9 protein-coding genes are annotated in these 12597 nt (G+C 64.8%); 4 read left to right on the top strand and 5 right to left on the bottom strand.

From position 1 onward, the window contains the following. Positions 1–55: 55 nt before the first annotated feature. From ACFQ6Y_RS07115 to ACFQ6Y_RS07095, 5 genes are all read right to left on the bottom strand, one after another. Positions 56–2161 (bottom strand): 3-hydroxyacyl-CoA dehydrogenase NAD-binding domain-containing protein, encoded by a 2106-nt coding sequence (locus ACFQ6Y_RS07115; protein ID WP_283304526.1) that lies wholly within the window; start codon positions 2159–2161, stop codon positions 56–58. Then, positions 2162–3382, bottom strand: a complete 1221-nt coding sequence (locus ACFQ6Y_RS07110) for a thiolase family protein (RefSeq protein ID WP_003942598.1) — start codon at positions 3380–3382, stop codon at positions 2162–2164. A 161-nt stretch (positions 3383–3543) separates the two neighbouring features. Beyond that, positions 3544–4833: an HRDC domain-containing protein gene (locus ACFQ6Y_RS07105; RefSeq protein WP_378630557.1), complete on the bottom strand. Its 1290-nt coding sequence runs from the start codon at positions 4831–4833 to the stop codon at positions 3544–3546. Positions 4834–4844: 11 nt separating this feature from the next. After that, positions 4845–6251 carry a wax ester/triacylglycerol synthase family O-acyltransferase gene (locus ACFQ6Y_RS07100; protein WP_378630554.1) on the bottom strand — a complete coding sequence of 469 codons (1407 nt, stop codon included), beginning with the start codon at positions 6249–6251 and terminating at the stop codon, positions 4845–4847. A 60-nt stretch (positions 6252–6311) separates the two neighbouring features. Next, on the bottom strand, positions 6312–6902 hold the full coding sequence (locus ACFQ6Y_RS07095) for a DUF3000 domain-containing protein (RefSeq protein ID WP_003942604.1): 591 nt from the start codon (positions 6900–6902) through the stop codon (positions 6312–6314). A 168-nt stretch (positions 6903–7070) separates the two neighbouring features. Here ACFQ6Y_RS07095 and hemE point away from each other — a divergent pair, with 168 nt between their 5' ends. The 4 genes from hemE to ACFQ6Y_RS07075 are packed head-to-tail and all read left to right on the top strand — an operon-like array spanning position 7071 to position 12557. Continuing rightward, positions 7071–8168, top strand: a complete 1098-nt coding sequence (gene hemE / locus ACFQ6Y_RS07090) for a uroporphyrinogen decarboxylase (RefSeq protein ID WP_378533326.1) — start codon at positions 7071–7073, stop codon at positions 8166–8168. Next, the gene (locus tag ACFQ6Y_RS07085) at positions 8165–9526 is read left to right on the top strand and encodes a protoporphyrinogen oxidase (RefSeq protein WP_378630552.1); all 1362 of its coding nucleotides are present in this window, start codon (positions 8165–8167) and stop codon (positions 9524–9526) included. The genes hemE and ACFQ6Y_RS07085 overlap by 4 nt, the downstream gene beginning before the upstream one ends. 4 nt (positions 9527–9530) lie before the next feature. Next, entirely contained in the window at positions 9531–10226 is a 696-nt protein-coding gene (gene hemQ, locus ACFQ6Y_RS07080; protein ID WP_019748269.1) for a hydrogen peroxide-dependent heme synthase, read from the top strand. Between the two features lie 54 nt (positions 10227–10280). Then, complete coding sequence (locus tag ACFQ6Y_RS07075) at positions 10281–12557, top strand: molybdopterin guanine dinucleotide-containing S/N-oxide reductase (protein ID WP_378631342.1); 2277 nt, start codon at positions 10281–10283, stop codon at positions 12555–12557. Positions 12558–12597 lie beyond the last annotated feature (40 nt).

Genomic DNA, 12597 nt, shown 5'->3' with positions numbered 1-12597 from the left:
CGTCACGGACGGCGTACCCGAGGGCACGCCGTCCGTGACGGGTCTATCGACTTTCTCAGACGCTGGCAACACCGGGCGCGAGGAAGCGCTTGCCGTTGACGGCCTCGGAGGTACCGGTGCGGTCCAGGTACGGCGTGATGCCGCCGTTCCAGAATCCGAATCCGCCGCCGAGCAGCAGGCAGAGGTCGATGTCCTCGGCTGCCGCTACGACGCCCTCGTCGAGCATGATCTGAATTTCCTCGGCGAACGCGCGACGTGTGCGCTCGAGGACCTCTTCCGAAGTGGACGCCTTGTCACCCTGCGGCCACAGTGCGGCGACCTCGGGGTCGACGGCCTGACCGTTCTCGCCCCAGGTCCACACGCCGGGCTTGCGGGCCTCGACGAGTGCTTCGAGTCCGGGTGAGCTCTTGAACCGGTCCGGGTAGGACTCCTGCAGGGTCTCGCCGGTGTGCAGTGCCACGGCGGGTCCGACGAGGGCCAGCAGCGTGAACGGCGACATGGGCATACCGAGTTCGGCGATCGCATTGTCTGCGACGTCGAAGGGGGTGCCTTCGTCGACAGCGGACATGACCTCACCCAAGGTGCGGGTGACGAGGCGGTTGAAGACGAATCCGGCCTTGTCGCCGCACAGGACGGCGGACTTCTTCAGCGACTTCGCGGTGGCGAAAGCCGTTGCGAGAGTTGCGTCGTCGGTCTTTTCGCCCTTGATGATCTCGAGGAGGGGAAGCACGGCCACCGGGTTGAAGAAGTGGAAGCCCACCACACGCTCGGGATGCTCGAGCCCGGACGCCATCTCCGTGATGGAGAGCGAGGAGGTGTTGGTCGCGAGGATGGTTTCGGGAGCGATGAACTGCTCGAGTTCCGCAAAGACCTTCTTCTTGACGTCCATGTTCTCGAAGACGGCTTCGATGACGAAGTCGGTCTTGGCGAACGCGGCCTTGTCGAGGGAGCCGGAAACGAGTGCCTTGAGGCGGTTCGCGGCGTCGGGGGACAGGCGTCCCTTGCCCTGGAGCTTCTCGATCTCGGTGTGGACGTAGCCGACACCCTTGTCGATGCGCTCCTGGTCGATGTCGGTCAGGATGACCGGCACCTTGAGCTGGCGGACGAAGAGCAGCGCGAGCTGGCTGGCCATGAGGCCGGCACCGACGATGCCGACGCCGCTGACCTTACGAGCGAGTGAGCGATCGGGTGCTCCGGCGGGACGCTTGGCGCGCTTGTTCACCAGATCGAAGGCGTACAGACCAGCACGGAGCTCGTCCGTCAGCAGGAGATCGGCAAGAGCCTCGTCCTCGGCCGCGAAGCCCTTGTCGAGCGAAGCGGCATCGGTGATGTCGGTGCTGCGAGCCAGTTCGAGTAGCTCGACGGCCTTGACGGCGCCGGGTGCATTGCCCTTGGTCTTGCCGTCGACGATCGCCTTCGCGCGGGCGATCGCGTCGTCCCAGCCCTGGCCACGATCGATCTCGGGGCGAGCGGGGGTGACGGTGCCGGCGAGGACCTGCGATGCCCAGGCGAGGGACTGCTCGATGAAGTCGGCGGAGTCGAGAACGACGTCGACGACGCCGAGTTCGAGTGCCTTCTTGGGGGAGAGCACCTTGTTCTGGTTCAGCGAGTTCTCGATCACCACGGTGACGGCGTTGGACGGGCCGACCAGGTTGGGGAGCAGCTGCGTTCCGCCCCAACCGGGGACAAGACCGAGGAATGCTTCCGGAAGGCCCAGCGCGCCCGCGTTGGCGGCAACCGTGCGGTAGTGGCTGTGCAGGCCTACTTCGAGGCCGCCGCCCAGGGCGACGCCGTTGATGAAGGCGAACGTGGGAACGGAGGACTCACGGAGGCGTCGGAACACCTTGTGGCCCAAGCGGCCCAGCTCGAGTCCCTGCTCACGCGAGGTGATCGCGGGAACACCCTTGAGGTCCGCGCCGGCGGCGAAGATGAAGGGCTTGCCGGTGACCGCGACGGCTACCGGGTTGGCGGCAAAGGCTTCGTCGAGGGCAGCGTCGAATGCTGCGAGTCCGCCGGGACCGAAGGACGACGGCTTGGTGTGGTCGAAGCCGTTGTCGAGGGTGATCAGTGCAAACGGGCCCTCGATACCGGGAACCGAGATGATCTTGGTGTAGGCGTTCGTGACGACCTCGTCGGCGAATGCTGTTGCAATATCAGACATTTAGTTGACTCCTGCCTGGTAGTCAGCGTGGTTCGGGTTCTCCCAGATGACGGTGCCGCCCATGCCGAGGCCGATGCACATGGTGGTCAAGCCGTAGCGCACGTCGGGGCGTGTCGCGAACTGGCGGGAGAGCTGCGTCATCAGGCGAACGCCCGAGGAAGCGAGGGGGTGGCCACACGCGATGGCGCCGCCCCACTGGTTGACGCGCGGGTCGTCGTCGGCGATTCCGTAGTGCTCGAGGAACGCGAGAACCTGAACGGCGAAGGCTTCGTTGATCTCGAAGAGTCCGATGTCCTCGATCTTCAGGCCGGTACGGGCCAGGAGCTTCTCCGTGGCGGGAACCGGGCCGATGCCCATGACGGCGGGGTCGACGCCCTGGTAAGCAAAGCCGACCATGCGCATGCCGACGGGCAGGCCGAGTTCGGCTGCGGTGTCCTCGCCGGCGAGGAGTGCGGCGGTGGCGCCGTCGTTGAGTCCGGCGGCGTTACCGGCGGTGATGCGTCCGGCCGGGCGGAACGGCGTCTTGAGCTTCGCGAGGTCTTCGACGGTGGTTCCGGGACGCGGCGGCTCGTCCTCGGTGGCGAGGCCCCAACCGGCTGAGCTGCGGGTCGCGACGGGAACCAGGGTATCGGCGATGAAGCCGGCCTTCTTGGCGGCGTCGTACTTGTTCTGGCTGTTCACGGCGTATGCGTCCGTGCGGTCCTTCGTGATGGTCGGGAACCGGTCGTGCAGGTTCTCGGCGGTGTTACCCATCACGAGTGCGCTCGGGTCGACCAGGCGGTCGGCGAGGAAGCGCGGGTTGGGGTCTGCGCCCTCACCCATCGGGTGGTGGCCCATGTGCTCGACGCCACCGGCGATCACGACGTCGTACTGGCCGAAGCCGATGCCCGACGCCGTGGTGGTGACGGCGGTCATCGCGCCGGCACACATGCGGTCGATGGCGAATCCGGGAACGGTTTCGGGGAGACCGGCGAGGATCGCAGCGGTGCGGCCGATGGTCAGGCCCTGGTCACCGGTCTGCGTCGTGGCTGCGACGGCCACTTCGTCGATCCGCGCGGGATCGAGCTGCGGGTTACGACGAAGCAGCTCACGAATCGCCTTGACGACGAGATCGTCTGCGCGCGTGTCGGCGTACATGCCTTTCGGGCCGGCCTTGCCGAACGGGGTGCGAATGCCGTCGACGAAGACGACGTTGCGTTGGTTGTTTGTGGATGGAGCCACGCGAATTCCTCCTGATGGAGCTGCCCACCGCACCGAAGGGCGGTGAGACGTTGGTTCGGCGATCACGGCCAGGCGTCCGGCCTCGTATCGAGCGTACTACTGCCCATTACTGACCGGTAACTTAACGTGCTGAATTGCTCCAACTTCACACCGGGGTCAGGTCAGGATTTCGGCTCTTCCACTTCGGGCTCGGCCGGGACCACGGAGTTCAGTGCCTCGGCGAGGACGGGAACCGTCAAAGTGCGTTGCCAGCCACGTGCGCCACCGGAAGTGAGCTTGGTCTCGATTGCACTCTCGACTTCGGCGATGTCCGAGTCGGGTTCCAATTTCCAGTCCCAGCACAGGCGCCTGACCAGATCGGGTTGGAGCAGGTTTTCCACCGGTACCGAAACCTCTTTGCTCAGGTCCGACAGTGCTGCGCGCGCCGCCGTCAACCGGTCGGCAGCGGCTGGATCTTGTCGAGCCCAGCGACCGGCGGCGGGGGGCCCGACGATCGGCGGAGTCTTCGGCGGAAGCTCACTGTCGGGGAGCCTGCGCGCGGCTTCGAGTGCATCCATCCAAATACGCGAATAACGGCGTTGACGTGGTCCGCCGAAGACGGGAAGGGAGCGGAGCGCGTCCAACGACTGAGGATCTTTGAGAGCGGCATCGATGATCGCGGAGTCGGGAAGTACCCGGCTCGGAGACACGTCGCGTTTGCGTGCGAGATCCTCACGGGCCTGCCACAGCGCCCGCACTGCCGCCAACTGACGGGTGGTCTTGAGTGAGGTGATGTGCGACGTACGACGCCAACGGTCAGGCTTGGGTTTGGGCGGGCCGGCCAGCCGGATGTACTCGAACTCTTCCTTCGCCCACTCGAGCTTTCCCTGCGATTCGAGTTCGGCTTCCATCGCGTCGCGCAGCTCGAGAAGCACTTCGACGTCGAGGGCGGCGTAGTTCAACCACGCGTCCGGCAGTGGACGCGTGGACCAGTCGGCAGCGCCGTGACCCTTGCGAAGTTCCACCCGCAGGGTTCGTTCGACTATTGCGGCCAGTCCGACTCGTTCGAAGCCCGCCAGTCGTCCCGCCAATTCGGTGTCGAAGAGTTCCGCCGGTATCAGGCCCAATTCTGCGAGGCCGGGGAGATCTTGATCCGCAGAGTGAAGCACCCATTGCAACGGGTTGATCGCCTCGGCCAACGGCTGTAGATCCTGCGCCGTCGGAATCGGATCGAGCAGGAACGATCCCGCGCCTTCGCGTCGGAGCTGGATCAGGTACGCCCGTGCCGAATAGCGGAATCCAGATGCCCGCTCGGCGTCCACCGCGAGCGGGCCGTGGCCGGAGGCCAACGCGGCCGCGGCGGCTGCGACGCCGGCGGCAGTGGTGATGACTTCCGGAACTCCGTCACGAGGTACGAGCAGCGGAACTACGTCGGAGGTGGGCTCGGTCGCATCATCGGTGACTTCGGACATGGTCACTGACTCTACGTCGCAGTGGGGACAGTGGTTGTCACCTCAGCCTCGAACAGTTCGTCGAGAGCTGCCCCGAAACCTTGCGCGAGCTCATTCAATTCGGGTGCCAGATCAGAGCAACTGACGATGCCGACGTCGAGTTTTCCGTCGAGCGACATCACCGTCACGTTGAGGCCCGCCCCGTGAAAGATCGGACCGAGGGGGAACATTCCTTTGATTTGCGCGCCCAAAAAGTAGAGCGGGACCGGCGGCCCTGGCACGTTGGAGACCACCAGGTTGGACACGACGGGGTGACGTTCGGCGAGCTTGAGTGACGAGTACACGCGCATAGCGGCGCCGAACACCGCCGGCGATGCGAACTGCGACCAGTCTTGAAGCATGTTCGCCCCGAGTGCTTCGTTGTGGTTCTTCGAGGTGGCGTTGTAATCGCTGATCGCGTGCAGACGTTCGACCGGATCGGCGATCTGGGTGCCGAGTTGCGTGAACATGCCCGAGATCTGGTTCGTGCCCGGACGATCGGATTTGCCGTGGACCGACACCGGCACCATGGCGACGAGGGAATCCTCCGGCAGTTCGTCCCGTTCTTCCAGGTACTTACGCAATGCTCCGGCGCAGAGCGCGAGAACCACGTCGTTGACCTTCACGCCGTGACGGTCTTTGACGGCTTTGACCTTCGCGAGATCGAGTTGGCTGAACGCGACGTTGCGGTGACCGGTGATGGCGCCGTTGAACGAGGTCCGCGGCGCGGTGAACGGCGCAGGCATGGCTTCACCCTTCCGTGCGCGCGTCACCCACTTGGGGAGCATGGCGATTCCGCCGGGAACAAGTCGGGCAATTCGTGCGGGCCGTGCGATCACGGCCATGAGCCCGCCGAGTGCGATGTCAAGCGTTCCCGCGTCGCCTGCACCCTGAGCGTCGGGGTCCACCAGGGCCGGTGAATCCGGTTCGAGGCTGCACAACTGAGCCAGGATGTTTGCGCCGGTTATGCCGTCGGCGGCGCTGTGATGGATCTTCGACATGACCGCGATCTGTCCGTCGGCGAGTCCCTCGATGACCCACATCTCCCACAGTGGACGCGACCGATCCAATGGCTGGCTGGCGATGTGCCCGGCAAGTTCCGCCAGTTCCGCGTGGGTGCCCGGCGCGGGTACCGCGGTCCGATGGCAATGCCGCTCGATGTCGAAATCGTGATCGTCGACCCACACCGGGTAGTCGAGATTGAGGCGCGAATCCTTGAGTTTGCGCCGGAAGGTCGGCATGGTGGCCATCCGCGAGTCCAACTCGCGAAGCAGCTTCCGGTAGTCGTAACCGCCCGGGATGGTCGTGGGGTCGAGCAGGACAAGTCCACAAACGTGCAATAGCTGGGTCGGTGTTTCCAAGTAGAGGAAGGTCGCGTCGAGTCCGCTGAGACGTTGCATGACTCATTTTAGAACAGGTTCTAGTATTTTTCCGGGGGAATGCTCAAACGAGTAGCAGAGTCAGTCGTTCTGCCGCGACAGCGTGGTTATCCCGGCGGGAGGAAGTCCCGCCGCATAGGCGAGAACTTCACAGAAAGCCTCGACGTGGTGGGCCAGTTCGGACGAAGTTGCAGTCCAGGACGCTCGGAGTTCGAGCTGATGGGCTCGGGGCGGCCCAGCAATGTCGCCGTAGCGCACCGAAGTTGTGGCCGTGACCGTACCGCCCAGGGCGACAAAAGGTTCCGGCCCCGCCTCCAACGCGTCGACCAGCCAACTCCAGGCTACTTCGGGAAGCAGTGGATCCGCGGCGACGGCTTCGTCGAGATCGGCCTGGATATAGGCGACCAACCGCATGGTGCCGTTCCACGCCTCGTCGCCGTCCGGATCGAACAGCAGGATGAGGCGGCCGAAAGCGTCACCTTCGGATTGCTCTGCCACGACGTCGGAGTCCGGATGCAGTACCTCCGCCCCCACGGCGTGGCTGTACGGAGCGAGACGCTGCGGCGGACGGATGGGACCGACCTCTATCTCGGGCCGAACCCGCGCAGCGGTCATCGCCTCCACGGCGGCACGGAACTCGGCCGGGTCGGCTGTCGATCCGGATGTCGTCACAGGTCAGGACGTTAGTCGGGGATGCGGGCGGGTAGGTGGAGGCGCGCCGACCGAGTGTGGCTCGGGTGTGGGGGCGCTCACGAACCGCTCGGGTGTCCGATCCGGAGTGTGGGACATGGCAGCATTGAGTCGATCGAAGACACACGTTGGCGGAGAGCGCGAGGACTGATGAGCGGGTTGGACAACATGAATTCAGGCACCACCGGGTCGGCGGAATACAGCGCTCGGCGAGTTTTGCCCGACGCACCGTTGCTTGCCGCGGCGACCGGACGCACCCCGAGTCGACGGCCGGTGTGGTTCATGCGCCAGGCCGGGCGTTCGCTGCCGGAGTACCGCGAGATCCGCGCGGGGATCGGCATGTTGGAATCATGTTTCGATCCGGCGCTGGTCTGTGAGATCACGATGCAGCCGGTGCGCCGTCACGACGTGGACGCGGCAATCCTGTTCTCGGACATCGTTGTTCCGCTCAAAGCCGCCGGAATCGATCTCGACATCGTTGCCGGTGTCGGACCAGTGGTTGCCAATCCGGTTCGCTCCGTCGCCGACGTCGCAGCACTCCCGCGATTGGTCCCCGAAGAGGTAGGAGCAATCGCGCAGGCCGTTCGGCTTCTCACCGCCGAGTTGGGCTCGACGCCGCTGATCGGTTTTGCCGGAGCGCCGTTCACGTTGGCGTCGTATCTGGTCGAGGGCGGTCCGAGCCGTAACCACGAGAAGACCAAAGCGCTCATGCACTCCGACCCGAAGACTTGGCACGCGTTGCTCGGAAGCTTGGCCGACACCACGATCTGCTTCCTGCAAGCGCAGCTCAAGGCAGGTGTCGACGCAGTCCAGTTGTTCGACTCGTGGGCCGGCGCACTCTCGCTGGCCGACTACCGGGAATTTGTTCTCCCGCATTCCGAGCGCGTATTCGCCGAGGTTGCCGCTGCCGGCGTTCCGCGCATCCACTTCGGAGTCGGAACCGGTGAACTCCTCGGCGCGATGGGGGAGGCCGGCGCCGACGTCGTGGGTGTCGACTGGCGGATCCCGCTCGACGTCGCGGCAGGTCGTGTCGGTCCGGGCAAGGCACTGCAGGGCAATCTCGATCCCGCGGTCCTGTTCGCGGGCCCCGAGGTGATCGATCGCGAAGTACGACGGATCGCCGCCGAAGGGGATCGCGCGATTGAAGCCGGTGCCATCGGCCACATCTTCAACCTCGGCCACGGAGTTCTTCCCGACACCGATCCCACGGCGATCACCGCGGCGGTGGAGCTGGTGCACTCGCTGTGACGACCACTGGGCCGTCGGTCGCGGTGATCGGAGGCGGAATCTCCGGTCTGGTTGCCGCGTACCGGCTTCGGCGCAGTCTGGGTTCCGATGCCGACATCACGGTCGTCGACGACTCACCGCGACTGGGCGGGAAGCTGCGAACAGTTGATCTGGGCGGCGGACCGATCGACATCGGTGCCGAGGCGTTCATCGCCCGTCGGCCCGAGGTTCCCGCGCTTCTCGCCGAGCTGGGATTGACCGATCAGATCGTCTATCCCGCGGGGTTGAGCCCGTTGATCTGGTCTCAGGGATCACTGAATCGGTTGCCCACCGGAACCCTGATGGGAATTCCGGCGTCGGCGGAGTCGGTGCGAGATATTGTCGACGAGCAGACCCTGGCGCGCATAGCGGCCGAGCCGGCCATCCCGTTCGAGTGGACTCGCGGTTCCGATTGCAGTGTTGCCGAACTGGTTTCGCAGCGATTCGGTGATCAGGTGGTCAGTCGATCGGTGGATCCGCTTCTGGGCGGGGTGTACTCGGGGCTGGCGGAGACCATCGGCGTCCGCGCAGCATTGCCGACGCTCGCTGCGGCGCTCGATGCCGGGGCTCAAAGCCTCACGGATGCAGTCGCGGCTGCGTTGCCGACCCCTGCACCCGGACCGGTGTTCGGAGCGCTCAGGGACGGTTACGGCGTCCTGCTCGATGCGCTACGGGAGGCCGCCGACGCGACTTTCGTCCGCGGCGAGGCCTCGGGGTTACGCCGGGACGGGACGGGTTGGCACGTCAATCCGCTCGGCAGCGTCGACGCGGTGATTCTGGCGGTCCCGGCGCCGCGTGCAGCGACGCTGTTGGCCGGAGTTGATCCGAAGATCGCGAGGATCACTGCGCGGATCGAACTGGCGTCGTCCGCGGTGGTGGCGCTCCGGCTGTCCGGGCAGGTCGATCTTCCGCAGAATTCGGGGATTCTTGTTGCCACCGACGCCGACCTGACCGCCAAGGCGTTCACGTTGTCGAGTCGGAAATGGACGCACCTCGCTGATCGCGGCGAGCATCTCGTTCGGGTGTCGTTCGGCCGATTCGGTGCATCGGAGATCGTCAACCGGCCGGATGGGGAACTGATCGAACTCGCGCGGGCCGATCTCGAGGTCGTGACCGCAATCACCGAGGAGCCGAGAGCAAGCTTCGTCCAGCGGTGGCACGGAGGCCTTCCGCAGTACGCCCCAGGTCACACGGAAATCGTGGCTGAAATCGAGTCCGAGATGACGCAGTTCGACGGTCTCGAAGTGGCTGGGTCGTGGCTGCACGGTGTCGGGGTTCCGGCGTGTGTCGCAGTCGGCACGACGGCGGCTACACGGATTTTCGAGCGAGTGGCACGATAGACCCATGGCACGCCTTGATTTCGACAAACTGAACTCTGAAATCCGTTACCTCATGTTCTCCGTGTTCCAGGTGGAACCCGGTGTGCTGGGCGATGATCGGGAAGCTGCGGTCAAGGACGCCCGGTTGTTCTTCGAGGGTCTCGAAGACAAGGGCGTCGTGGTTCGCGGCATCTACGACGTCGCCGGCTTGCGCGCCGACGCGGACTTCATGATCTGGACCCACGCGGCCAGCATCGAGGAGCTGCAGGCCGCGTACGCGGATTTCCGTCGCACCACGGTCCTCGGACAGGCGAGTGCTCCGATCTGGAGCAACTCGGCGGTGCACCGCCCCGCGGAGTTCAACAAGAGCCACGTGCCCTCCTTCATCGCGGGTGAGGATCCGGGCGACTACATATGCGTCTACCCGTTCGTCCGCTCGTACGAGTGGTACCTGCTCCCCGACGAGGAGCGTCGCAAGATGCTCGCCGATCACGGTATGGCTGCTCGTTCGTACAAGGACGTTCGCGCCAACACGGTCCCGGCCTTCGCGCTGGGGGACTACGAGTGGATTCTTGCGTTCGAAGCGCCGGAGCTCATCCGTATCGTCGATCTGATGCGCGATCTGCGTGCCACCGAAGCTCGCTTGCACGTTCGCGAAGAGGTGCCGTTCTTCACGGGGCCGCGCGTGGACATCGAGAAGCTGGTCCTTTCCCTTCCCTGACCTACTTCGAAGGTAGTTTCTGTGACAACTGCACCGAACCGGCGTCGTCAACACATGTCCCATTGGGGAATGTTCACCGCCGAGTCGGTCGCCGGCGAGGTGACCGCAGTGCATCCGTACGAAGGTGATTCGAACCCTTCGCCGATGCTCGGTAACCTCGCCGGTTCGGTGCGCAGTCGAGCTCGCGTTGCCGGCCCGGCGGTGCGCCGAGGTTGGCTCGAGAACGGACCGGGTCCCAGCGACCAACGTGGAGCGGACGAATTCGTCTCGGTCTCCTGGGACGAGCTGACAGGACTGCTCTCGCGTGAACTGCGCCGCGTGGTCGACACACATGGAAACAACGCGATCTTCGGTGGCTCATACGGTTGGGCCAGCGCTGGTCGATTCCATCACGCGCAGAGCCAAGTTCACCGATTTCTGAATCAGCTGGGTGGATACACCAAGTCGGTCCACAGCTACTCGCTCGGTGCCACCGGCGTCATCATGCCGCGTGTGGTCGGAACGCACTGGAAGTTGTTCGCGCGCTCCACGTCGTGGGACGTCATCGCGGAGCATTCCGATCTCCTCGTCTCGTTCGGGGGAGTGCCGATCAAGAACACCGGAGTCAATGCCGGTGGTACGAGCGATCATCCGACGCTCGGGGCGCTCAACGCGTTTCGGGCCCGCGGCGGAAAGATCGTCTCGTTCAGTCCGCTGCGTGACGACGTCGATGGCGACTGCGAGTGGATCGCACCCGTTCCGGGCACCGACGTGGCAATCATGCTTGCCCTGGCGTTTGTCCTGGCGTCGGAGAACCTGCACGATCGCGAATTCCTGGGCCGCTTCTGTGTCGGCTACGAACGCTTCGAGGACTACCTGCTCGGACGGACGGACGGAGTCCCGAAGGATCCCCGCTGGGCGCAGGAGATCTCCGGAGTTTCTGCCGAGTTCATCACCGACCTGGCTCGGAGAATGGCGTCCGGCCGGACGCTGGTGACCGTCACGTGGTCGTTGCAACGCATCAAACACGGTGAGCAGGCGCCGTGGATGGGCGTGACACTCGCAGCGATGCTCGGCCAGTTCGGTCTTCCGGGTGGCGGTTTCGGGCACGGCTACGGTTCGATGAACGAACCCGGTCTAGCCCCGGTCCCGTACCCGTTGCCGACATTTTCCCAAGGTCTGAATCCGGTGTCGGATTTCATACCGGTAGCCGCGATTTCCGATCTGCTGCTCTCGCCCGGGGAGGAGTTCGACTACGACGGCCGACGCCTGACCTATCCCGACATCCGGTTGGTCTACTGGGCCGGTGGCAATCCCTTCCATCACCATCAAGATCTCCCGCGGCTGCGACGCGCGTTTGCACGGCCGGACACGATCGTCGTTCACGATCCGTACTGGACGCCGATGGCTCGCAGCGCCGACATCGTTGTCCCGTCGACCACCTCGCTCGAACGAAATGACCTGAGCTGCACTCGGAACGACCCGCTTCTGGTTGCGATGCAGCAGGTCGTTCCACCTTTCGAGAACTCGCGTGACGACTACGACACGTTTGCCGATCTGGCTTCTGCGCTCGGATTCGGGGAACAGTTCACCGAGGGGCGATCCTCACAGGAGTGGATCGAGCACCTCTACGATCAATGGCGGCCGTTCGTCGATGCAGACGGCGGCAACACACCGGCGTTCGAGGATTTCTGGGCAGACGGGCACTACCGGATGCGAACCGAAGACAACCTCGTGCTCTTCGGCGACTTCCGCGAGGATCCCGAGAAGTATCCGCTCTCGACTCCCAGTGGGAAGATCGAGATCTTCTCCGAGACCATCGAGTCCTTCGGCTACGACGACTGCTCCGGGCATCCGCGCTGGTACGAGCCCGACGAATGGTTGGGTGGCCCGCGTGCCTCGCAGTTTCCGCTTCACCTGATCGCCAACCAGCCCAAGTCGCGGCTGCACAGCCAACTCGATCACGGCGCTGCGAGCCAGGCGTCGAAGATTCAGGGACGCGAGCCAATTCGTATGCACCCCGATGCAGCGGCCGCGCGCGGCGTGTCGGCCGGAGACGTGGTGCGCGTGTTCAACGACCGTGGGGCGTGCCTTGCTGGTGTGATCGTCGATTCGGATTTGCGGAGCGATGTCGTCCAGCTGTCCACCGGTGCGTGGTACGACCCGCTCGATCCTGCCGATCCCGACGCCATGTGTGTGCACGGAAATCCCAACGTTCTGACGCCGGACATCGGTACGTCGTCACTCTCGCACGGCTGCACCGGCCAGCACGTTCTGGTACAGATCGAGAAATTCGACGGGGACCTGCCGCCGGTCAAGGCATTCGATCCGCCGGTGCTTCGTTCGCGCTGACGGAACCGATCGGCCACCTCTCGCGTCGAACCTCGTGAGC

This window comes from Rhodococcus sp. NPDC056516, from assembly GCF_042794655.1.
GTDB lineage: Bacteria > Actinomycetota > Actinomycetes > Mycobacteriales > Mycobacteriaceae > Rhodococcus_F.
The sequence above is the reverse complement of the archived record's forward strand: the minus strand, read 5'-3'. Positions and strand labels throughout refer to the sequence as shown.

What these genes read in the sequence shown, in the direction of transcription:
- ACFQ6Y_RS07115 (WP_283304526.1), bottom strand. Translation starts at nt 2,161, where the DNA reads ATGTCTGATATTGCAACAGCATTCGCCGACGAGGTCGTCACGAACGCC.
- ACFQ6Y_RS07100 (WP_378630554.1), bottom strand. Translation starts at nt 6,251, where the DNA reads ATGCAACGTCTCAGCGGACTCGACGCGACCTTCCTCTACTTGGAAACA.
- ACFQ6Y_RS07105 (WP_378630557.1), bottom strand. Translation starts at nt 4,833, where the DNA reads ATGTCCGAAGTCACCGATGATGCGACCGAGCCCACCTCCGACGTAGTT.
- hemE (WP_378533326.1), top strand. Translation starts at nt 7,071, where the DNA reads ATGAGCGGGTTGGACAACATGAATTCAGGCACCACCGGGTCGGCGGAA.
- ACFQ6Y_RS07075 (WP_378631342.1), top strand. Translation starts at nt 10,281, where the DNA reads ATGTCCCATTGGGGAATGTTCACCGCCGAGTCGGTCGCCGGCGAGGTG.
- hemQ (WP_019748269.1), top strand. Translation starts at nt 9,531, where the DNA reads ATGGCACGCCTTGATTTCGACAAACTGAACTCTGAAATCCGTTACCTC.